The organism is Bacillota bacterium (assembly GCA_018818595.1).
GTDB lineage: Bacteria > Bacillota_I > Bacilli_A > Izemoplasmatales > Hujiaoplasmataceae > JAHIRM01.
On the sequence record JAHIRM010000035.1, the window covers coordinates 14,863 to 38,283 of the forward strand.

Annotated in this window: 21 protein-coding genes; 20 read left to right on the plus strand and 1 reads right to left on the minus strand. The window is 33.5% G+C overall.

All coding sequences use genetic code 11. The features are described from left to right. Position 1 precedes the first annotated feature (1 nt). From KJ971_05990 to KJ971_06005, 4 genes are all read left to right on the plus strand, one after another. Positions 2 to 898 carry an ABC transporter permease subunit gene (locus tag KJ971_05990; protein ID MBU1145387.1) on the plus strand — a complete coding sequence of 299 codons (897 nt, stop codon included), beginning with the start codon at positions 2 to 4 and terminating at the stop codon, positions 896 to 898. 49 nt (positions 899 to 947) lie between these two features. Continuing rightward, positions 948 to 1,775, plus strand: coding sequence for a hypothetical protein (locus KJ971_05995; GenBank protein MBU1145388.1), 828 nt, complete (start codon positions 948 to 950; stop codon positions 1,773 to 1,775). Positions 1,776 to 1,991: 216 nt separating this feature from the next. Next, on the plus strand, positions 1,992 to 3,395 hold the full coding sequence (locus KJ971_06000) for an ABC transporter substrate-binding protein (GenBank protein ID MBU1145389.1): 1,404 nt from the start codon (positions 1,992 to 1,994) through the stop codon (positions 3,393 to 3,395). 53 nt (positions 3,396 to 3,448) lie between these two features. Continuing rightward, positions 3,449 to 5,089: an alpha-amylase gene (locus KJ971_06005; GenBank protein MBU1145390.1), complete on the plus strand. Its 1,641-nt coding sequence runs from the start codon at positions 3,449 to 3,451 to the stop codon at positions 5,087 to 5,089. 53 nt (positions 5,090 to 5,142) lie between these two features. Here KJ971_06005 and pulA read toward each other — a convergent pair whose 3' ends face one another. After that, positions 5,143 to 8,007, minus strand: coding sequence for a type I pullulanase (gene pulA / locus KJ971_06010; protein ID MBU1145391.1), 2,865 nt, complete (start codon positions 8,005 to 8,007; stop codon positions 5,143 to 5,145). A gap of 259 nt (positions 8,008 to 8,266) precedes the next feature. Here pulA and mutY point away from each other — a divergent pair, with 259 nt between their 5' ends. From mutY to KJ971_06090, 16 genes are all read left to right on the plus strand, one after another. Then, positions 8,267 to 9,310 carry an A/G-specific adenine glycosylase gene (gene mutY, locus KJ971_06015; GenBank protein ID MBU1145392.1) on the plus strand — a complete coding sequence of 348 codons (1,044 nt, stop codon included), beginning with the start codon at positions 8,267 to 8,269 and terminating at the stop codon, positions 9,308 to 9,310. Positions 9,311 to 9,633: 323 nt separating this feature from the next. Then, on the plus strand, positions 9,634 to 10,050 hold the full coding sequence (locus tag KJ971_06020) for a MaoC family dehydratase (protein ID MBU1145393.1): 417 nt from the start codon (positions 9,634 to 9,636) through the stop codon (positions 10,048 to 10,050). 9 nt (positions 10,051 to 10,059) lie between these two features. Then, complete coding sequence (locus KJ971_06025; protein ID MBU1145394.1) at positions 10,060 to 10,713, plus strand: 3-oxoacid CoA-transferase subunit A; 654 nt, start codon at positions 10,060 to 10,062, stop codon at positions 10,711 to 10,713. Continuing rightward, complete coding sequence (locus tag KJ971_06030) at positions 10,706 to 11,347, plus strand: 3-oxoacid CoA-transferase subunit B (GenBank protein ID MBU1145395.1); 642 nt, start codon at positions 10,706 to 10,708, stop codon at positions 11,345 to 11,347. The genes KJ971_06025 and KJ971_06030 overlap by 8 nt, the downstream gene beginning before the upstream one ends. A gap of 2 nt (positions 11,348 to 11,349) precedes the next feature. Next, entirely contained in the window at positions 11,350 to 11,730 is a 381-nt protein-coding gene (locus KJ971_06035; GenBank protein ID MBU1145396.1) for a 3-aminobutyryl-CoA ammonia lyase, read from the plus strand. Then, positions 11,730 to 12,548, plus strand: coding sequence for a 3-keto-5-aminohexanoate cleavage protein (locus tag KJ971_06040; protein ID MBU1145397.1), 819 nt, complete (start codon positions 11,730 to 11,732; stop codon positions 12,546 to 12,548). Before KJ971_06035 ends, KJ971_06040 begins: the two co-directional genes overlap by 1 nt. A gap of 3 nt (positions 12,549 to 12,551) precedes the next feature. Continuing rightward, positions 12,552 to 13,592: an L-erythro-3,5-diaminohexanoate dehydrogenase gene (locus tag KJ971_06045; protein ID MBU1145398.1), complete on the plus strand. Its 1,041-nt coding sequence runs from the start codon at positions 12,552 to 12,554 to the stop codon at positions 13,590 to 13,592. Position 13,593: 1 nt separating this feature from the next. After that, a complete protein-coding gene (gene ablA, locus KJ971_06050) occupies positions 13,594 to 14,856 on the plus strand; it encodes a lysine 2,3-aminomutase (protein MBU1145399.1) in 1,263 nt (420 codons plus the stop codon). Between the two features lie 35 nt (positions 14,857 to 14,891). Beyond that, on the plus strand, positions 14,892 to 15,845 hold the full coding sequence (locus KJ971_06055) for a hypothetical protein (GenBank protein ID MBU1145400.1): 954 nt from the start codon (positions 14,892 to 14,894) through the stop codon (positions 15,843 to 15,845). A gap of 2 nt (positions 15,846 to 15,847) precedes the next feature. Next, positions 15,848 to 17,404, plus strand: a complete 1,557-nt coding sequence (locus KJ971_06060) for a lysine 5,6-aminomutase subunit alpha (GenBank protein ID MBU1145401.1) — start codon at positions 15,848 to 15,850, stop codon at positions 17,402 to 17,404. Then, positions 17,394 to 18,128 (plus strand): cobalamin-dependent protein, encoded by a 735-nt coding sequence (locus KJ971_06065; GenBank protein MBU1145402.1) that lies wholly within the window; start codon positions 17,394 to 17,396, stop codon positions 18,126 to 18,128. Before KJ971_06060 ends, KJ971_06065 begins: the two co-directional genes overlap by 11 nt. A 75-nt stretch (positions 18,129 to 18,203) precedes the next feature. Continuing rightward, on the plus strand, positions 18,204 to 18,743 hold the full coding sequence (locus tag KJ971_06070; protein ID MBU1145403.1) for an ATP:cob(I)alamin adenosyltransferase: 540 nt from the start codon (positions 18,204 to 18,206) through the stop codon (positions 18,741 to 18,743). Positions 18,744 to 18,879: 136 nt separating this feature from the next. Continuing rightward, positions 18,880 to 19,290 carry a methylaspartate mutase subunit S gene (locus KJ971_06075; protein MBU1145404.1) on the plus strand — a complete coding sequence of 137 codons (411 nt, stop codon included), beginning with the start codon at positions 18,880 to 18,882 and terminating at the stop codon, positions 19,288 to 19,290. Between the two features lies 1 nt (position 19,291). Beyond that, positions 19,292 to 20,674, plus strand: a complete 1,383-nt coding sequence (locus KJ971_06080) for a glutamate mutase L (protein MBU1145405.1) — start codon at positions 19,292 to 19,294, stop codon at positions 20,672 to 20,674. 15 nt (positions 20,675 to 20,689) lie between these two features. After that, positions 20,690 to 22,147, plus strand: coding sequence for a methylaspartate mutase subunit E (locus KJ971_06085; protein ID MBU1145406.1), 1,458 nt, complete (start codon positions 20,690 to 20,692; stop codon positions 22,145 to 22,147). A 22-nt stretch (positions 22,148 to 22,169) separates the two neighbouring features. Next, positions 22,170 to 23,411 carry a methylaspartate ammonia-lyase gene (locus tag KJ971_06090; protein ID MBU1145407.1) on the plus strand — a complete coding sequence of 414 codons (1,242 nt, stop codon included), beginning with the start codon at positions 22,170 to 22,172 and terminating at the stop codon, positions 23,409 to 23,411. The last annotated feature ends 10 nt before the right edge of the window (positions 23,412 to 23,421 follow it).

The following is a 23,421-nucleotide window of genomic DNA, read 5'->3' on the forward strand; positions in this document are numbered from 1 at the left end:
TATGACTTTTAAAGACAAAACAGCCAGATTTTTTCGAAGACTGACTATAAGAAAAGGCATAACAGGAGTATTAGCTTATGTATGGTTACTTGTAATGGTTGTCATAGTTATGACTCCGGTGTTATGGTTAGTATCTGCGGCGTTTACAGATGCGACTAGTTTGGAACAAGTCCCAATTATTCCGAAAATTTCAGAATGGAGCTTAGCAAATTACGAAGATTTATTCACATACAAAAGTACTACAAGTCAAGTGTTTCCAGATTATGTAAGAGCATTTCTAACTACTTTAGGAATAGCTTCATTAAATACTGTATTAGTAGTAATCTTTTCTTCTTTAATGGGATTTAGTTTTTCTAGATACCGATTTAAAGGAAAAAAGAAAGTATTACTTTTAATGATGGCTTTGCAAATGTTTCCTTCTTTTATGGGAATGCTTGCCATATTCATGTTCTTTAGACAATTTGGGTTATTGAATAATCCTGTTGCACTTACATTAATTTACGTAGCCGGTGCGATTCCATATAATACATTTATTGTTAGAGGATTTATGAGAAACATACCAAAATCGCTTGATGAGGCAGCTTTTATCGATGGAGCATCGAATTTACAAACATTAACTAAAGTAATTATTCCTCTAGCAGTTCCGATTATGGGATTTATAGCAGTTAATGCTTTCATGGCGCCTTGGTTAGACTATATCTTGCCATCCGTAGTTATGCCTCAAAGAGATACCGTAGCGATTTGGTTGTTTAGGTATATGGATCCTAGGGTTTCTACTTATAATCCAATTAAATTTATGAGCGGGGCGCTGTTCTTAGCAGTTCCAATTATGTTAGTACAAATTTACATGCAAAAGTATTTGATTTATGGTTTGACTTCAGGAGCAGATAAAGGATAAACCTGAATTTTCATTACTGCTTTTCAAAAATTATAGGTGATAAAATATAATGGACAAAACTAAATTACTTTTTCGAATGCTTTTTGATAATAATGCGCTTTTAAAAGCAAATCTTTATCATATTATTCTAGTAGTCATCATCTTTTTTATCAATATAAGTCTCATATGCATTCCAAATTATTTTGGAATGATGGATGGGGTTCAAAGTATCGGTTATTTAGAAGGAATCAATGAAGCATTTACTGAGATGTATGATGAGGAATTATCTTGTTCTATCAATTCAGAATCTGTTTTATCTTGTGAAGAACCTTATTCATCACAGTTTGGTGATTATCAATTTATTTTTCAAGAAGTTATTGATACAACCGATGTAAGTCAATCCACAATTTTCTTTGGACAAGATTATATATATATTGTTTATATTGATGAAGAAAATTTGGTGTATGATTTAAGTGGAGATTATAAACTATTAAATGAATTCGATTTTTCAGAAATTATGGGAAGTGATTATGGAGACAAAACAAAAGCAGAGTTTTATGAGTATGTCACCGATGTTTTTTTAACTAATACATACAATTCGAGTATAGGTGATCGGATTTTCACGGTTTACACAACTCAATTTTCTCAAACACTAATTTACTTGATGATTGTATCTATTATGTTTATGATTATTAATTATCGAGCCAAATTTAAAAAAATATCTTATTTGTCTGTAATTAAAATTCTTGTATTATCGATGACAGGCCCTGCATTACTTACCGCTGTTTTAGGTGTCTTTATCACAGCTTGGGCCAGCATTATGTTTGTTATTATGTTTGCAATTAGACTAATGTTTGTGTACTACAAAGTTAATAAAGTTCAAGAAACAATGCAATAGATGTAAACGATATGTAATATAAATCACATCGATATTTAATAAAATATTATTCAATAAATTTCTAGATGGATTAAAGAATAAAACGTTTTATTCTAGATGTGCATTTGTATTTTATATCTAAAATGTAACCGATAACACATGTTTTTATTTTGTAAGCATTTACATTCTATGTTAAAATGTAATTGTTAAAATAAATAAAATAATAGGAGGATTAAAGTGAAAAAATTAGGATTATTTCTTACGCTAGTTATTGCAATGTTTGCATTAACAGCATGCAACACGACTCGTGCATATTCAGACTGTTTAACTCCAGACGGAACCGTAGCTTGTTGGAACGCTACCGATTTGAATTTTAGATGGGAAGACGGCGCGGTAGTTGAAATCGGTGTTGACAGTGATTCAATGGGAGCAGCATTGGTAGAAAAATGGAATGCAGACTTTCCAGCTTTAGCTGACAAATTAGTTTTTAGAAACTATGGTTCAGCCAATGGTGAAAGCGGCGGTATGCAAGGAATTGAAACCGCTCAAGGCGAAGCTCCAGACGTAGCTCTTGTCATTGACAACGAAGTAACTGGTAGAGTTGCTTCAATACTTGGACTTCATGATTATTTTGCTGACTTAGGATCAGAACAAACTCATAAAGTTGTTTATGATACTATTAACACAGTAGGAACATATTACTTGCCAGCATTCTACGATGGAATGGCTTTCTCATGGAATAAAACAATGTTAATTTCATTAGGAATTAGTTTAACAGACGCTAACGAAGATGGACTTCCAGATGCAGTAGATACTTGGGAAGAAATTTTTGCAATCGCAGATGCTTGGACTGAAAGACCTACATTTGATGGCAATACTATTCTTGAAGTATTCCCTATTTCTTTATCTGAAGTATGGAGTGGATACTCTTCAGTTACAGCAGGCGAATGGCAATTATTCGCAGGCGGAGATTTAGCTGACCCTGAATTTTCAGATGCTAAATTTAAAGCTGGATTAGATTTTATCGTTGAATTTGCTTCTCATGCTATGAGCGTTGATGATACAGGCGCTAAAAAAGCAGCTTCAGCAATGGGCTGGAGATGGGATGCTTATCTTGATGGAGCTTATCCATTTAGTTTAGTTGGAACTTGGCAAGATGTTGATGGAAAAGAAACTGCAAATGAATATGATTTTAAATTCTCTGCAATGCCAACTTATGATGGCGTTCAATTAACTCCATTAATGAAAACCAAAGGTTTTGTTATCAATGGTTATACTGAAAATCCATCAGCTTCATCTGAAGTTTTAAGATGGCTTTACACAAAAGATGTTATGGAAACAATCGTTTCTAGTTCATCTTATTTACCAGCTTTAGAAACAGATGCTGCAATCTATCCAGATATCGCTTCTGAAAACAAAGCAGAATTTGCTTTAGGAATGAGATTTAATACATTAGAACCAGCTGGTTCTTTACCTAATGCAACTACAATTAGAGCAATGAACGTATATTATAACATTAATATTCAAGACTACTATGTTGCTGTATGGGATGGAACTAAAACTCCAACCGAAGCTCAAACAGAATTAGTGAGCGTTGCAAATGCTTGGATTCTTGAAAACAACGTTGCACCAACTGAATAAATTTTAAAAAGAAGGCTCGCAAGAGCCTTTTTTCTTAGAAAGAAGATGAATATATGAAAAAGACGATACTTGTAATTATGATGATTATCATATCGTTTGTTTTTGTTTCGTGCCATGAACAGACAACAACAACTACTCAAGCAATTGCCACTACAACCACAAAAGATTTATCATGGAAAATAGATTATGATATGGTAGATACTTCTTCATATTTTTTAAACGATGTAAGTGTTTGTTATCAAATTTTTCCTATTTCTTTTGCAGATAGTAATGGGGATGGGTATGGAGACATTAAGGGAATAACAGAAAATATCGATTATTTAAAAAATACACTAAATGTGGATTGCCTGTGGATTAATCCCGTAAACACCTCTCCGAGTTATCATAAATATGATGTTACAAATTATTATGAGATTGACCCACAACTTGGAACCATGGCTGACTATGAAGAATTATTAGATGTTTCTGAAGAAAATGGCATAAAAATATTAATGGACTTTGTTATTAATCACACATCATATAATCATCCTTGGTTTGATAATTCTAGAAGTTCTCAAACGAGTGAATATCGAGATTGGTACGTTTGGAATAGTTTAACTGACAAAGTGGCTTACCCAAGTAAAGTCGGCTGGTATTTAAATAACGGACAATATTATTACGCTTCTTTTTGGGATCAAATGCCAGAGCTTAATTTTGATAATGAATTTGTAAGAGAAGAAATAAAAAATATTGCTGAATTTTGGATTTTAAAGGGTGTTGATGGATTTAGAATAGATGCCGCAAAACATATATATGACTCAAATGAGTATCCAAGTGGAACATCAACCATTACAGAGAACGTTCAGTTATTCAAAGAATTAAATAGTTTTGTTAAGTCGGTAAATCCTGACGCCTTTATTGTTGGAGAAATCGCTAGTATCAGTTCGGATTATGTTAGTGATTATTATGCAGGAATGGATTCGGCATTTAATTTTGAGTTTTCAAGTAAACTAATTTATTCTTTGCAGGCGGGTTATGATTCTTTAGCAATTCAATCTTTGGTTAATGCAAGAGATGCTTTTGGATTAATTCGAACAGAGTACATCGATTCTGTTTTCCTTACCAATCATGATCAAAATAGAATATTTGATCAAATCGGACAAGACATAAATAAAATGAAACTCGCTTCAAGAATTCTCTTAACTTTACCTGGAATTTCTTGGATTTATTATGGAGAAGAATTAGGAATGAGTGGAGTGAAGCCTGATGAAACAATTAGACAACCTTTTATTTGGGGAGAAGATAGTTCTTATAACACTACCGGAAAAACCGGAGGAATTAGTGATTGGACTGCTTATAATCTAAGCTTGGATGGCGTTACTTCTCAATTAGAAGATGAAAACTCATTGCTAAATGTTTATATTCAAATGATTTCATTAAAGAAAAGCGAAAGCGTAATACAGTATGGAGATATTCAATTAATCGATAATGACGAAAACCGGTTGATGACTTATCTTAGGAGTTATGAGGGAACAACTTATTTAGTCATTCATAATATGAGTTCTCAAGAAAAAGCTATTACTCATGATTTAGATTCGTTCAATATTATTTATCAAAGCGAAGATTTTTCAAGTGTTGGACAATTGTTTAGTTTTTCTCCTTACTCGACAACAATTTTAGAGGTTTATAATTCAGATATTGTGTTTAGAAAATAATAAAGAAACAAGGTGCATAAATTTGCACCTTGTTTTTAATTATAAAATTAAACTTATTTTACTAAAATCTTTTTTCTTGCAATAATGATGGTAGGGATAAGAACAATAACAGCACCTACGCTAATGAAAATTGGTAGCAAATAATTAGTTTCTGCAGGAGCGCTGTATGTTACAGTTTCTAAACTATACATAATTAACGTTTCATTTGTATCGAGTTCAATTGTTTTTCCACCTTTTTGAACATAAAGCGTTGAAAGAGTTGAAATGGTTTCATCATTGAAACTTGTAGTAGTGACTTCGCCGATTTCATCGGTTGTAGCAACCACGTTCCACGTTCCAAGTTGCAATGTGACTTTGCGTTTTTGGTCTCCGTTATTATGTAAAACATAAATAGTCTTCCATTGGTCTGTACTATCGCTTAGTAAATAGGATATGAATCCAGATTCCTGATCAGGAATCAGCGTTAAGGATTGTGTGATTTCAGCAGTTGTACTCAATGTAAACACGGGTTTCATTTTTCTAAGCGAGATTAGAGTTTTGTAATAATTAAAAGTATCAATATTGTCTACCTTTAAATTCCAATCAATTTGGTTGGTTTCATCAGGCGATTTATAGGAATTATGATCAAATAAATTGCTTGAATTACAAGTATCCCCACCAACCGTACAAGGTTTTGATCGTAAGATTTCAACACCCGCATGTAAGAACGGAATTCCCTGAGAAGTTAAGACAATAGCATTTGCTTGCCTTTGCATTCGAATAATTTGATCAGCGGGTGCATAGGTACTTAAATATAATTTATCATAAAGAGTATTGTTATCATGTGCCGTTACATAATTAATGGTTTGTGTTGGTTGAAGAGCCCAAGCTCCTTTTGGAAGAGCCCCAATACCTAAATTTAATTGAGCGGTTCCTCCGGTTACGCCTAACATGACTCTAGAATCAGCATAATTGCTTCCTTGAACAAAACCTTTGTCTCCTTCTGTAAAGACAGACCCTTTGATACCATCTCTTGTATCATCGTTAAAAACTGCAATGCCAGGTAATACATCTAAATTTGCATTATAAGCTGCATCGGTTTGGGAAAGCTGACTTGTGCCACCTGTCCATGGTTCTCCAAAAATAATGATTGTATCATCTATTGCATGAAGTTCTTCGACGATTACATTCATTGTTTCTATGTCATGAAGTTTCATTAAATCAAAACGGAATCCATCTATATGGTATTCGTTTGCATAAAATTTTAAGGAATCAACCATGTATTTACTAAACATATATCGTTCTGAAGCGGTTTCGTTTCCAGTGCCACTTCCGTTAGAAAATGTTCCATCACTGTTCATTCTATAATAATATCCAGGTATTATTAAATCAAAATTGGAGTCAGCGGATTTTCCAGTATGATTGTATACAACATCCATAATCACTCTTACATCATTTGAATGGAATGTTTGAACTAACTCTTTAAATTCTGTAGTTCTGACTTCTCCATTATAAGGATCTGTTGAATAACTTCCCTCTAGTGAATTAAAGTTTTCTGGCATGTATCCCCAGTTAAAGATACCATCATAAATACCATAATAAGATTCGTCATTTAATCTAGTTTCATCAATAATACCATGATCAAAAACCGGAAGCAATTGAACGTGTGTAACGCCTAGTTCTAGAATATGATCTAATCCAGTAGTTACCGAGCTATAGGTTGTGCCTGTTTCGGTTAATCCTAAAAATTTTCCACGATATTCTTCCGTTCCGTTCCAAGAAGAATGAGATGTAAAATCTCTAACATGTAATTCATAGATAATCGCATCAGTATAAGAAACCATAGTTTCTGGTCTTACATCAGATTCCCAGTCAGTAGGATTATAGTTATCAAAATTGATGACCATTCCTCGACTACCATTGACCCCAACTGTGAAGGCATAAGGATCAACGAGTTCGTTTTCATCTTCTCCATTTGTGACAGAGTAGGTATAATATATGCCATCTAAATCACCTAAAACGGTTACGGACCATACCCCTTTATCTCCTAGAATCATTTCTGATACTTGATAGGGATCATTCACACCTACAATGCCATCATAATCCGTTTGAGAAGCGGTGTGACCCAGTGTATATAGATTTAATTGAACGGCATCGCTTACAGGAGCCCAAAGCTTAAAAGTGGTAGAAGCGCTTGAATAAATTGCGCCTAAGTCCCCATCATAACCAAAAGCTTCATTAAAGGCATCGCTTGTATAAAAACCATCAAATCCTACTGCAGAAGTTGCTAAATCAACGTCTCCAAAATCTACTTCAAGAGAATAACTTTTGAATAAATCTACCTCTTCTGTAATGTCAAAAGATCCTTCATAGCCATTCATAGCAAAATTAGAAATAGCAATTTCATCTTCATCTGCGTAGAGTGTTACATCATCTGCGGTGATTGTTTTTGTAGTAACGAAATACACAGAGTCCTCGTCGATAAAACTTGCGGAAAGGACTTTGTTTGATACATCCGCATCTTCTAAAGCATAGTAGACTGTTGAGTCGTTTTGAACCAAATAGACATCTACAGTACCAAATTCATCTGGGTTCGTTAAATCAATGTAGCGGTTAATAGAAACGTCTTTTACCCAATCGGCGGTTCGAACGAGAATCCCAATTGAAGTTGAATCAACTAAGGGAGTATCTTCTAAAGAAAGAGAGAGAGTTTTTCCAAAGGAATCTTCTCCATTAAAGGTGTAATCTGATCCTCCGCCATCAATTGGTTCATATGGCCATAACCATAGGCTCCATCCGGTATAAGTGTCATCATACCGAAAATAATGGATGTTTAAAGTAGATGTATCGTATGCTGCGACTTTTGTATGAGTAGAGAGAATGGTTACACTAACAATACTTAACAAGAAAATCGCAAGTAATTTTTTTAATAATTTCATAAATTTTATATCCCCCTTTTGTAACCGATTTCACTTAATTATAACACTATTTTAAAAATATGAAAAATATTACTTGTAGATAGATTAAGAGACCGTTTTCACTTTATAAGGAAGGAATAGATAGATTAACTATTTCTCAAGTTTTTTAAATAGTTTAAAAAAGGAGATAGAATCGTATATAATAAATTGTATAGCTAAAAGGAAAGTCAAAAATCAAACTCAACTCAATTCATTGGCTAAAAAAAAGGGGTAAAACAACGTGACATTAACTAAAATAAAATTCTATAACTTGCTAATTAATTGGTATGATATTCAAAAAAGATCTTTGCCTTGGAGAGATGACCCAACCGCTTTTCGCGTTTGGATTTCCGAAATGATGCTTCAACAAACAAGGGTGGAAACGGTTATTCCATATTTTGCAGAGTTTGTTAAAAGAATTCCAGAGGTGACAATCCTTGCGAAAATTACTGACGATGAATTGTACAAGTTATGGCAAGGATTAGGCTATTATAATCGAGCAAAAAATCTAAAAAAAGCAGCAAATATCATTATGAATGAATTCGATGGAGTGATTCCTTCAACGTATGAAGAATTAATAATGCTACCCGGAATTGGTCCTTATTCAGCTGGAGCTATTTCTTCCATTGCGTTTAATAAAAAATATCCTGCAATTGATGGAAATGTTTTAAGAGTAATCGCAAGAATATTTAAATTTCAAAATGTATTAAATGATAAAATCGTAAAAAAGAAAATTGAAGAAAAAGTGAAACAACTTTTACCAGACAAACGTGTTGGTGATTTTAATCAAGCTTTGATGGAAATTGGAGCAATTATTTGTTTGCCAAAAGGGAAACCAAACTGTTTAAATTGCCCTTTTCAATTTGACTGTATGGCATATAGAGAAGACTTATTACAAATTATTCCTGCTAAAAAGATAAATAATGCAAGAAGAATTGAATATAAAACGATTCTTTTACTTCACTATAATGGGTTATATGCAATTCATAAAAGATTGGAAAGAGGATTATTATCAAACTTATGGGAGTATCCTAATTTTGAGAATTATTTATCAAAAGAAGAAGTCATACTTCTTTTACAAAATGAAGGATATAGTTATTCTAATATATTTGATTTAGAAGAAAAAAAACATATATTTTCTCATTTGGAATGGTACTTGATTGGATACAACATTGAAGTTCTTTCAAAACCAAAGACTGATTTGTATGAATGGGTCTCGTTACAAGACATTAAGAAGGTTTATTCTATCCCAAAGGCGTTTCAGTATTTTACTCCTCTAAAATAACTATTTTTATAAAAGTCTTCGTTGGTCAATTATCTTTTTGTTACATGTGCGATTGTGTTAAAAGAAGGTTGACAACGCTTACATTATTGGGTATAATGAAGTTAAATTTAATACACACAGAGGCGCGATATATTGGTATTTTATCGATGAAAATAAGATAAACCTTAGATGCGATAAAAAAAGGAATATATTGCCGAAAGAGATGATGGGTTAATCTGTCAAACTCTTGGTATGTGAGCGAATGCTTAAATACTGCCATCAATGATGGAGAGCTGTTATATTGTAAAAATATAGCGGCTTTTTTTTGTGGAAGGAGGGCTATTATGAAAGGATTTACGCTTGAAGAAATAAAAGTCGGTCAGACCGAAACATTTACAAAAACGTTCACACTTGAAGATGTTGAATTGTTTGGTAAAATTACTGGAGACTTAAATCCTGCACATATGGACGAAGAATATGCTAAAAACAGTATTTTTAAGAAACGGATCGTTCATGGAATGTTTGTAGGGGCATTGTTTAGCACTATATTTGGAGTTAAACTGCCTGGACTTGGAAGTATTTATACAAAACAATCATTAAAATTTACAAAACCCGTGTTTTTTGGAGACACAATTAATGCAAAAGTTACAGTAAAAGAGATAATCAGCGAACGAAATAGAGTGGTATTTGAATGTGTTGCGACGAACCAATACGAAGAATGTGTAGTATTGGGAGAAGCAGAAATTATGCCACCTCGATAAGGAGGACTAATGAAAGGGTTAATAACTAAAGAAGATTTTAAATCACTTTTAAAAGACGGAATTGTTTTGATGGTTGGTGGATTTTTAAGCAATGGTAGTCCGGAAAGACTCATCGATTTAGTGCTAGAAAGTAATGTCAAAGATTTGACAATTATTTGCAATGATGGTGGATTTGAAAATTTAGGAGTCGGGAAATTAATTGCAAAACAGCGTGTTAAAAAATTAATCGCATCTCACATAGGAACAAATCCATTTGTTGGAACGTTAATGCAAACCAATGAAATGGAAGTGATTTTGGTTCCTCAAGGAACGTTAGTGGAACGAATTAGAGCTGGAGGAGCAGGGCTTGGGGGGATTTTAACACCAACCGGTCTTAATACTTTGGTTGAAGTAAACAAATGTGTAATTACGGTTCGAGGAATAGATTACTTATTAGAAGAACCTTTAAGAGCGGATATTTCTTTAATTGGAGGAGCAATTGCAGATAAATTTGGAAATCTTCAGTTTATTCAAACAATGAGAAATTTTAATCCGGTAATGGCACTTGCTTCAGATCTTGTTGTGGTAGATGCAGTCAAACGAGTTGAAATGCTAGATCCTGAGTGTATTATCACTCCTTTTCCTTTGGTTGACTATATTTTGGAGGATGAAACTCATGGATGATAAACAAATAATTGCTAAAAGAATTTCTTTAGAATTAAAAGATGGAGATTTAGTTAATTTAGGAATTGGAATTCCTACTTTGGTTGCGGATTATATAGACCATAATAAAAATATCACATTTCAAGCTGAAAACGGAGTGATTGGACTAGGACCATTAACCGAAGAAGAAACAAATCTTGTGAATGCGGGAGGAAATAAAGCTACAATCTTACCAGGAGGATCTTTTATTGATTCTTTACTATCTTTTTCTTTGATCCGAGGAGGACATATTGATATTACCGTTTTAGGAGCTTTAGAAGTGGATGAAGTAGGAAGTCTTGCTTCTTGGATTATTCCTGGTAAAAAAGTGCCAGGAATGGGTGGAGCAATGGATTTGGTGGTAGGTGCTAGAAAAGTAATTATCGCAATGACTCATACAAACAAAGGAAAACCAAAAATATTAAAAGAATGCATGTTACCACTAACGGCATTTAAACAAGCAAATCTAATTGTAACAGAAATGGCGGTCATTTCTGTAGAAAATGATGGACTGCATTTGTTAGAAATTCATCCAGATTATACGATTGAAGAGATAAGACAAGCTACGGGAGCCGCTTTAATTATAAAAGATGTCATCCCGATGAAAGGAATATAAAAATGAAAACAATGTTACGTGTTAGAATGTCATTTCAAGATGCTCACTATGGCGGAAATCTAGTTGATGGGGCTCGTATTCTTGGTCTTTTTGGTGATGTAGCGACTGAATTATTAATTACAAACGATGGAGATGAAGGGTTATTTAGAGCTTATGATCAAGTTGATTTTTTCGCTCCAGTTTATGCAGGAGATTATTTAGAAGTATATGGTGAAATCACACATATTGGAAACACTTCAAGAAAAATGGAGTTTTCTTGTTATAAAGTTATTCAAGCGATGCCTTCCATTTCTCCAAGTGCTGCAAGTGTATTAGAAAATAAATTATTAGTCGCAAGCGCCACAGGAACTTGTGTTGTTCCAAAATCACTTCAACGAAAATGATGACAAAATTAATTATTACTTGCGCCATTACGGGAGCAGAAGTGACGAAGGAACAAAATCCTGCAGTTCCTTATACAATAGATGAAAATGTAAGAGAAGCATATAATGCTTATCTTGCGGGAGCTAGCATTATTCATTTACATGCAAGAATGGATGACGGTTCACCAACTCAAGATGAAAATCGGTTTCAAGAATTGATTCATGCCATTAAAGAAAAATGTCCTGATGTTATTATCCAAGTTTCCACAGGCGGCGCTTTAGGCATGTCAAGAACAGAAAGACTTGCTCCTTTGAACCTAAACCCTGAAATGGCAACTTTAGATTGTGGAACACTAAATTTTGGTGGAGATGATATTTTTGTTAATACAGAAAACGATATTATATATTTCGCTAAAACGATGCATGAAAAAAAGGTTCCTTATGAATTAGAATGTTTTGAAAAAGGGCATGTTGATACAGTGTTAAGGTTATACAGAAAAGGATATATTATCTCGCCCTTACGTTTTAGTTTTGTTCTTGGAGTAAACGGAGGAATGTCAGGAGAACAAAGAGATTTTCGCTTTTTAAAAGAAAGCATTCCTGAAGAAGCTACTTTTAGTGTGGCTGGAATTGGAAAATTCGAATTTTCTTTAGCAGAAGAATCCATTATTCAAGGTGGACACGTTCGAGTTGGTCTAGAAGACAACTTATACATTGAAAAGAACCGATTAGCATCTTCAAATGCTGAATTAGTATATAAAATCGTTGATATTGCAAAAAAACATCATCGAGAAATTGCTTCGCCAAAAGAAGCGAGAGAAATTCTAGGAATGGAGTGAAGTATGAATAAACTATGTAAATATGGAACACATCGAGTTCTTTCTCCTTTAAAAGCATTACCTCAAGGAGCGGATATTCTTGATAATACAATGATTTGTCAAGACAATGAAATCTTAATTGATGTAAAAACATTAAATATTGATTCAGCTTCTTTTACACAAATAAAGAACGTGTCAAACGGAAATATAGAAGCTATGAGTGAAATGATTCTTTCTATTGTATCTATGAGAGGGAAAATGCAAAATCCTGTTACAGGTTCTGGAGGAATGCTTCTGGGAACGGTTAAAGAAATAGGATCTTCTCTTAAAAAAGATTTGAAAATTGGTGATGAAATTGCATCGTTGGTTTCGTTGTCTCTAACACCGCTAAAGATTCATAAAATTTTACAGATTCATCCTGAAAAGGATCAAGTAGACATTATTGGAGAAGCCATCTTATTTGAAACTGGAATTTATGCTAAAATACCTTCAGATTTACCTTCACATTTAGTTCTTTCTGCTTTAGATGTCGCTGGAGCTCCGGCACAAGTAAACCGTCTTGTAAAGAAAGGACAAAGCGTTTTAATTTTGGGCGCGTCTGGGAAGAGCGGATTATTATGTGCATACCAAGCAAGAAAAAACACAGGAGAAAAAGGGAATGTCATTGGAGTAATATATGACGAAAGTCAATTAGAAGAATTACAAAGATTAGATGTTTGTCATCAAATTATAATTGGCGATGCTAGAAATCCGATGGAAATATATGAAAAAGTGTTACAGGTAAATCAAAACGAACTAGTAGATATTACTATTAATGTAGTGAATATTCCAAACACGGAGATGACGTCAATTTTGCCTACAAAAAATACTGGGATTGTATACTTTTTTAGTATGGCAACCTCCTTTACAAAAGCTGCGCTTGGCGCAGAAGGAATTGCCAGTGAAGCTACAATGATTATTGGAAATGGGTATACGGAAAATCATGCGGAATTGACCTTAAATTTATTAAGAGAATCGCCTACGTTGTATGATATTTTTATGAAAAGATATGGAAAAGAGGAATAATATGATTCAAACAAATGATGCTTACCTTGAAAGAAAGAAAAAATATTTTCCAAACATTTTAGATTCTCAATGGAATGATTGGCATTGGCAAGTGAAAAACAGAATTACAAGTGTTGAAGAATTAAATAAATACTTGAATGTTTCCAAAGAGGAATCATCAGACATTGCTAATGTGTTAAAAAAATTCAGAATGGCAATTACTCCTTATTATTTGACACTCATTGATCCTGAAAATCCTGATTGTCCCATTCGCAAGCAAGCAATTCCTGGAATTTCTGAATTATTAATCGGCAAAAACGATATGGTTGATCCACTCGATGAAGATGTAGATTCGCCAGTACCAGGACTCACACATAGATATCCTGATAGAGTGTTGTTTTTGATTACGGATATGTGTAGTGTGTATTGTAGGCATTGTACAAGAAGAAGATTTGCAGGGCAAACAGACCATCAAGCACCGAGTGAAAGAATTAATAAAGCCATTGAATACATCAAAAACACGCCTCAAATTCGAGATGTTTTATTGTCTGGTGGAGACGCTTTATTACTAAGCGATCAAATGTTAGAAAGCATCATTTCAAGACTACGCGAGATTGAACATGTAGAAATTATTCGTTTAGGGACAAGAGTTCCCGTTGTAATGCCTCAACGAATTACAACAGAACTAGTAGATATGTTAAAAAAATATCATCCAATTTGGGTAAACACCCACTTTAATCATGTTAATGAAATTACTAAAGAAAGCAAAGAAGCCATTGATAGATTAGCAGATGCTGGAATCCCTTTAGGGAATCAAAGTGTCTTGTTAAGAGGCGTCAATGATTGCTTGCCTACTATGAAGAAATTAGTAACAAAGTTAGCTCAAATTAGAGTAAGACCTTATTACATATATCAATGTGATCTTTCAGTAGGAATAGAACATTTTCGCACACCAATCTCAAAAGGTATTGAAATAATGGAAGGGTTAAGAGGACATGTGTCTGGATATTGTGTCCCTACATTTGTAGTAGATGCGCCAGGTGGTGGAGGTAAAATTCCATTAATGCCAAACTATATTATTTCTATGGCACCAAACCGGGTAGTTTTAAGGAATTATGAGGGAGTTATTACAACGTATAGCGAACCCACAGATTATGTCAATATTGATGATTGCGAAAATGGAAACTCAGATTCAGTTAGAGGTGTAAGCGCACTTTTAAGTGGAAAAAGAATTTCTATTGAACCAAGTTCTTTAGAAAGAAGAAAACGGCCATTAAAACAGTAGCGAGTCATGTAAGAAATTATGATGTAATTAGTATTGTGGGAAATGCTAAAAACGCAGGTAAAACAACCGTGTTAAATAAATTAATTGATTCGTTCAAAGAAAAAATTATTGGGATAACCTCTATCGGATTAGATGGAGAAAAAATAGATCAAATTACTAGATTGCCAAAGCCAAGAATTAAAGTGTATCCCAAAATGATTGTTGGAACTGCCAAAAATTGTTTGGAAGAAATAACAGCCACTTACAAAATATTAAAAGAAACCGATATACAAACATCTATAGGAAAAATCGTTATTATTGAAATTATTGAAGAAGGTTTTTGTTTAGTTGCAGGGCCATCCCTTATAAGTGACATGGAAAAAATAATTCTTAAGTTAAAAGAATTTCAATGCGAAAAAATATTTATAGATGGAGCTTTTTCAAGACATACAACCGCAGGTCTTGCTGATGCAACTCTTTTTTGTGTTGGAGCAAATCAAGCAAATTCCATTGAAGAAGTTATTCAAGATGCTATGATGTCCATTCAAAAATTTCAGTTGCCTCAAATTGAAGAACGGTTTGCGTTCCTTGATAAATATGAACACATTGCATCAATTAATCAATATGGAAAAGTTCATATATTAGATGAATCATCTACCCTAATTCATCCTGAACAAATCATTTCCGAATTGGACAAAAACACAAAATATTTGTACATTCCAAATGCGTTAGGGCCAAAAATTATTCATGCTTTGATTAATAACAGAAATGAAATTAAAATTCATTTGATTTTACAAACACCCATTAACTTACAAGCAAATGAAAAATTATTAAAACATTTATTTCAATTGAACCAACAAATCTATGTTATACATCCCATTCATTTGATAGCAATTATGATAAATCCTTATTCTCCAAAAGGATATTCATTTGATAAAATTCTTTTTAAAGAATTATTTATGCAAAAAACCACATTGCCAATTTTGAATGTGCTTGAAGAAAGCGAGTAAAAATGAAAAAACTACATTTAAATCAAGATAATATTGACGCATGCCGTCTTTATGCAACGCAAATTACAGATGATGTACAACATTTTATTTATCAACATACAACCGTAGCTGTTGAACGAAGTGTTTGCCGAATGCTTGGCATTGACGGAATTGATGAATTTGACGTTCCAATTCCGAATGTAATGGTAGATGATGTTTTAAAAAACGGGGATTTGTCGTTAGGGATATCTTCGTACATAGCAAGCGCATTAGAACATTTAGGGATATCTTTAGATGAATTTGTTAAACAATATAATTTAAAAAAAGTTAAATTATGTGATTATCCTTTATTAACTCCAACTCAAATTAAAAAGACGTTACAACCCTATTTAGAAAAATCATTAGCATTAATCAAAAAGAACAAACTAGAAAGAGAAAAAATCATTCGTGAATTTCCTGTAAAAAAAACGGAGATATATGTTATCGTTGCTACTGGGAATATTTATGAAGATGTCATTCAAGCAAAATCTGCAGCAAAAGCCGGCGCAGATATCATTGCAGTTATTCGTTCAACCGGACAATCGTTATTGGATTATGTTCCTTATGGCATAACTACTGAGGGCTTTGGAGGAACATACGCCACACAAGCAAACTTTAAAATCATGAGACAAGCACTGGATGAAGTTTCAAAAGAAGAACACAGGTATATAAAACTTGTAAATTACGCTTCTGGACTTTGTATGCCTGAAATTGCTGTAATGGCCGCTTTTGAACGACTTGATATTTTACTAAATGATAGTATGTATGGCATTATATTTAGAGATATAAATATGCAAAGAACGTTTATTGACCAATATTTTTCAAGATTGATTAATGCCTATGCAGGAATCATTATAAATACTGGAGAAGATAATTATTTAACAACGTCGGATGCGTTTTCTGAAGCACACACCGTTTTAGCTTCTCAGTTTATCAATGAAGAATTTGCAAAAAGAGCACTTTTGAAAGAAGAATTAATGGGATTAGGGCACGCATTTGAAATAGAACCAATGATTGAAAATAGCTTTTTATATGAAATTGCACAAGCCCAAATGGCAAGAGAGATTTTTCCAAATGCGCCTTTAAAATATATGCCACCAACCAAACATATAAATGGGAATATTTTTAAAGCATATATGCAAAACACAATGTTTAACATAGCCACAACTTTAACAGGACAATCGATTCATTTATTAGGTATGATGACAGAAGCCATTCATACTCCATTTATGTCGGATCGATTTTTAGCTATTGAAAATGCTAAAATAATTCAAACAGCAATGAAGGATTTAGGAGACGAAATTGATTATAAACCAAATGGAATAATCCAAACTAGAGCTCAAGAAGTTCTTCTAAATGCTAAAACGATTCTTAAAGAGATAAAGGAAAATACCCTATTTCATTCATTAGAAAATGGAGTATTTGCAAATGTGAAAAGATCTTTCACAGGTGGAAAAGGATTAGATGGTGTGATAAAAAAACACGTTAATTATATTAATGTGGTTCAAGATGCCATAAAGGAGGAACTCAATGAAAATTAAACCTTATGGAGATACTCTAAATGATGGCAAAGTAGAAATTAGCTTTACTTTACCATTTGAATATGGAGAGGTTGGTATTGAAGCGGCTAAAAACATAGCAAAGCAAATGGGTTTGATGGATCCACAAGTCGTACACGCAGAATCCATTTATGAAGGCTTCAGTTTTTATGTTATATATGGAGCCGTTCCTTTTTCAGTTGACCCAGAGATGATACACATACAAGAAATAAAGACACCTACTTTTTCTAGAGAAGAAATAGAGGATTTGATAGAAAAAGAATTCAATCGAGATCTCGTTTTTATTGGAGCTTCAACCGGAACGGATGCACATACCGTGGGAATTGATGCCATTATGAATATGAAAGGATTTTCTGGGCATTATGGTCTTGAAAGATATAAACATATTAAGGCCTATAACCTAGGAAGCCAAGTATTAAACGAAGAATTTGTAAAACAAGCCAAGTTATTAAAAGCAGATGTATTATTAGTTAGCCAAACCGTCACACAAAAAGATGTTCACCTTAAAAATTTAATTGAACTTGTAGAACTTCTCGAAGCAGAAAAAATTCGAGATAAAGTATTACTGATTGCCGGAGGGGCAAGAATCTCTCACGAATTAGCAAAAGAATTAGGGTATGATGCTGGATTTGGACCTAAGAAATACGCTGAAGATGTAGCCTCCTTTGCAGTATTAGAATTGATTCGAAGAAAAAAAGAAAATTAAAGGGCGTTTTGTCTTGCAAAATAGAAGAAATGATGCGAAAATAGAATCGAAATTTTTATTTGAGGTGAATCTAAAATGATTACCAAAATCACACAAATATCTACAAAAAAAGGCGACTTAGGAATGACTTCAAATGCTGTGATGGAAATACTTCCTAAAGATGACATATTATTTCAAACATTAGGAAGTATTGATGAATTAAGTTCTTTCTTAGGATTAACTTATCATTTCATCCAAATTGAAGAACTTCTTTTCATTCAAAATCACTTAGAAATTATAAGCGCCATTATTGCATCGAATCCAAACCATAATAATTACACAAAATTAAAACAAATTACCCAAGAAGATGTTCTTTTTCTTGAAATAGAAAGTCAAAAAGAATTAACGAAGCATCCACTAGAGCCTAAATTTTGTTTGCCAGGAAGTTCTACTTCGTTAGCGGGAAGCTATCTGGATGTATCAAGATCCGTTTGTAGAAGAGCGGAAAGAGAATTAACCCATTTTGCAATTAAAAAAATACGAAAAGATTTAAATTATGTTCAAATGTATTTGAACCGATTAAGTGATTTTTTATATATTCTTGCTAGAAATCAATCTAAAATAGAACCGAAATAACGCATGGAATTACCATGCTTTTTTTCGTTGTTTTCTGAAAGAAAAAGAAAACAGTTAAAAGGGAAATTACCCTTTGAAACTTCGATTTTTCTATGATATAATGGGGCTGTAAAAACGCTTTCAAAACGAAGAGGAGATTACTTTGAAATCAATTGTGATTGGCGTGATTGGTGCAGATGTTCACGCAGTAGGAAACAAAATTATCGAATATACTTTAGAAAACGCAGGATATACAGTTATTAATATCGGCGTTTTGTCTTCACAAGAAGATTTTATCAACGCAGCAATTGAGACGGATGCTAAACTAATTATGGTATCCTCCCTTTATGGGCACGGGGAAATTGATTGTAGAGGAATGAGAGATAAATGCATTGAGTCTGGCATAGGCGATATTTTACTTTATGTCGGAGGAAATATAGTTGTTGGAAAACAAAATTTTGAAGAAGTAAAAGAACGATTTTATAAGATGGGATTTAACCGGGTTTATCCACCAGGGACTCCAATTGATAAGGCATTATCGGATATTTCAGAGGACTTAGGAGAATAAAATGAGTTATTACTTACTAATTGATTTTGGATCAACGTTTACCAAATTGACCGCTGTTGATACCGCATTAGAAGATATTATTGGAACCGCTTCGCATTTTACAACTGTGGATCAAGATATTCGTATTGGTTATCATAAAGCGCTTGAAAATCTATATAATGAAATTGGTAGACAAATAAAATTTGATCAAGTCATTGCCTGTTCTTCGGCAGCTGGCGGCCTTAAAATGGCCGCTATTGGTCTAGTGGAAGAACTAACAGTGGAAGCTGCGAAAAGAGTTTGTCTTGGGGCAGGGGCAAAAATAGATTTGATTTTTTCACATCATCTTACAAAAAGAGAAGCAAAAGAACTTATCACTCAAAAAATCGACATCATTTTACTTGCAGGAGGAGCGGATGGAGGAAATACAGAATGTGTTTTGTTCAATGCAAAACTTTTAGGTGAAATGAATGTTAAAATTCCGATAGTATATGCCGGAAATAAAACTTGCCAAGATGAAATCGAAGATATATTTAAAAAATATAATTTAGACGGATACATTTGTGATAATGTTATGCCAAGAATTAACGTTTTAAATGTGAAATGTGCAAGAGAAAAGATTAGAGAAATTTTCTTACAAAAAATTATTGTCGCTAAAGGTATTAAAAAAATAGAAGCAGAAATAGATGAAGTTGTGTTACCGACACCAGAAGCAGTTTTATATGCAGCTGAATTGCTTTCAAAAGGCTATCTTCATGAACCTGGATTAGGAGATATTGTAATTGTGGATATTGGAGGGGCTACTACAGACCTTTATTCAATCTGTAACGCATCCAATCGAAGTGATGTAATTATTCACGGACTTGAAGAACCATTCGCAAAGAGAACAGTTGAAGGCGATTTAGGGATGAGATATTCTGCTCCAGGGATTATCAAAGCTTTAACAAAAGAAGAAATTCAGTTTATCAATCAAGAAAAGGGTGTAGATATAGTTAATGAAGTAGCATTTCGTTATCAAAATGTTAGTTCATTACCAGAAAATCCACACGATGAATTCATAGACCAACTATTAGCTGAAATGTGTGCCTATCGTGCAATGCATCGTCATGTTGGTAGGGTGGAAGAAGTATTTACCCCAATGGGAATGATTTATAATCAAATTGGAAAAGATTTGACTGATATAGAGTATGTTATCGGAACGGGTGGAGTAGTTATTAATTCTAAAATCCCCACAGCAATTCTTGCTAAAACGACAAATATTTTACACAATCATTCAGAACTTCGGCCGATTCATCCTCATTTTATGTTGGATTTTAAATACATATTAGCCGCTATGGGATTATTAAGTCAAAAAGAACCTTTGCTTGCTTTGAAAATCATGAAAAAATACATGAAAATACTTTAGAAGAGGGTTTACAAAATGGAACTCAAAAACAAAAAATGGACCGAAGAAGAATTCTTGTTAGAAAGAAAGAAAGTACTTCTTGATTGGAAGACTGGAAGCGATCCCGCTCTGGATTTAGACAAAGCGATTGCTTTTTTAAAGCAAATTCCAGAACATAAAAATTTTGCGTTTAAATTAAATAACGCCAAAAAACAAGGGATTACTTTAATTCAACCAAGAGCTGGAGTCCCTGTTTTAGCAGAACATATTAAATTATTGAAACATTTAGAAAAAAGCGGAGCTGATTTTCTTCCTTCTACTGTGGATAGTTATACAAGACAAAATAGATATGCAGAAGCGGAAAAAGGTATGAAAGAAAGCGAGCTAATTGGCAGAGCGCTTCTAAATGGGTTTCCGATAGTGAATCACGGAGTAATGGGTTGTAAATTAGTTATGGAATCCATAAATGTTCCGATTCAAGCAAGACATGGTACACCAGACGCAAGATTGTTATCCGAAATTATTCATGCATCGGGTTGGACTTCTAATGAAGGCGGAGGCATTTCTTATAATATCCCTTATGCAAAATCAGTTCCTTTGGAAACGAGCATTCATAATTGGCAATATTGTGATCGTTTGGTTGGGTATTATGAAGAAAGAGGAATTTCAATTAACAGAGAACCTTTTGGACCTTTGACTGGAACCTTAGTTCCCCCTTCCATTTCAACTACAATTGCAATCGTCGAATCCATTCTTGCAGCTGAACAAGGAGTAAAAAACATTACAGTTGGATATGGTATGGGCGGAAATCTTGTTCAAGATGTTGCTGCAATTAGAATGTTACAAATTCTTACTGAGAGATATCTACTTCAGTTTGGATATCATAATATGGAAGTTTCAACCGTGTTCCATCAATGGATGGGTGGATTTCCAGAAGATGAATCTGAAGCGATGGGATTAATTGCAATGAGTTCTACGGTAGCTGCACTTTCAAAAGCGACTAAAATGATTACAAAAACCCCACATGAATCCATAGGGATTCCCACGATGGAAGTTAACGCGATGGGAATCAAAGCTTCAAAATATATAGTGAATATTCTAAAAGATCAATCTATGCCTGAAGGAGATAAACTCTTTGAAGAAATGAATCAAATTGAAAGAGAAGTTCAAAGCTTAATGGATTGTATCATTCGAGTTGGGGATGGAGATATTGCAAAAGGAATTGTAAAAGCATTTCAACAAGGTTTAATTGATGTACCATTTGCCCCAAGTAAATTTAATATGGGGAAGGTTCTTCCAGCAAGAGATAATGAAGGAAATATTCGTATTTTAGAGTTTGGTAATTTAGGGTTTAGTGAAGATATCAAACAATATCATCAATTAAAAATTCAAGAAAGAGCTGCATTTGAACAACGGCCCATTTCATTTCAATTAACAGTAGACGATGTCTACTCAGTAAGTATGGGAAAATTAATCGGAAGACCAAAAAAATAGAAAAAACTAGAAGGGAAATACTATGAAAATTAAAAAAGTGATTTTGAGCGAATCATATACAGGCTTTTTTTTCGATGACCAAAAAGCAATAAAAAAAGGAGCCACGAATGATGGCTTTCTTTATTTAGGAACTCCTATAATTGAAGGTTTTACGACCGTAAGACAAAAAGGAGAAGCCATTTCGATACAAATTATTCTTGAAAATGGAGTTGTAGGTTATGGCGATTGCGCTGCAGTCCAATATTCTGGCACAGGAGGAAGAGATCCTTTATTTATTGCAAAAAATTATATGCCTTTTCTTGAAGAAAAAATAATTCCTTTATTGCTTTTGGAAGAAGTGGATTTATTCAAACCTTTAGCAGAAAAGTATGATAGACTGAATTTAGAAGGAAAAAAACTTCACACCGCATTAAGATACGGCATTACACAAGCATTACTAAGCGTAACAGCGAATTTTCATCATGTAACTATGGCAGAAATTGTGAGAAAGGAATATCATATTTCTAACAAGCTATATTTACCGGTTCCGATTTTTACTCAAAGCGGAGATGATAGGTATATCAATGTAGATAAAATGATTTTAAAAGAAGCGGATGTTTTACCGCATGCTTTGATTAATAACGTTGAAACAAAATTAGGAAAAGATGGGGAAATCTTAATTGCATATATTATTTGGTTAAGAGACCGCATTTTAAAACATAGAAATAATGATACCTATTTACCGGTTCTTCATATCGATGTTTATGGAACAATTGGAAACATTTACGACAATGATATTGATAAAATGATTCAATATCTTTTAAAACTTGAAGAAACGGCAAAACCATTTAAAATACGAGTAGAAGGGCCCGTTGACACAGGCGATCGCGAAGGAACATTAAGCTATCTAAGTATTTTAACAAAAAGAATAAATATGTTAGGTTCCACACTAGAAATAGTTGCTGATGAATGGTGTAATACCCTTGAAGACGTAAAACTATTTGCCGATAACAATGCAGGGCATATGCTTCAAATTAAAACTCCTGATTTAGGGGGAATCAACAATGTAATCGAAGCAATTCTGTATTGCAATAAAAAGAATATTGGCAGTTATTGCGGAGGTACTTGTAATGAAACCAATATTTCAGCTGAAGTCACAACTAATATAGCAATTGCATGTGAAGCCAACCAATGTTTAGCTAAACCTGGAATGGGCGTTGATGCTGGATACATGATAGTAAAAAATGAGATGAATCGAGTTATCGCAAGAGCCAATCAATCCTAGGAGGAATATT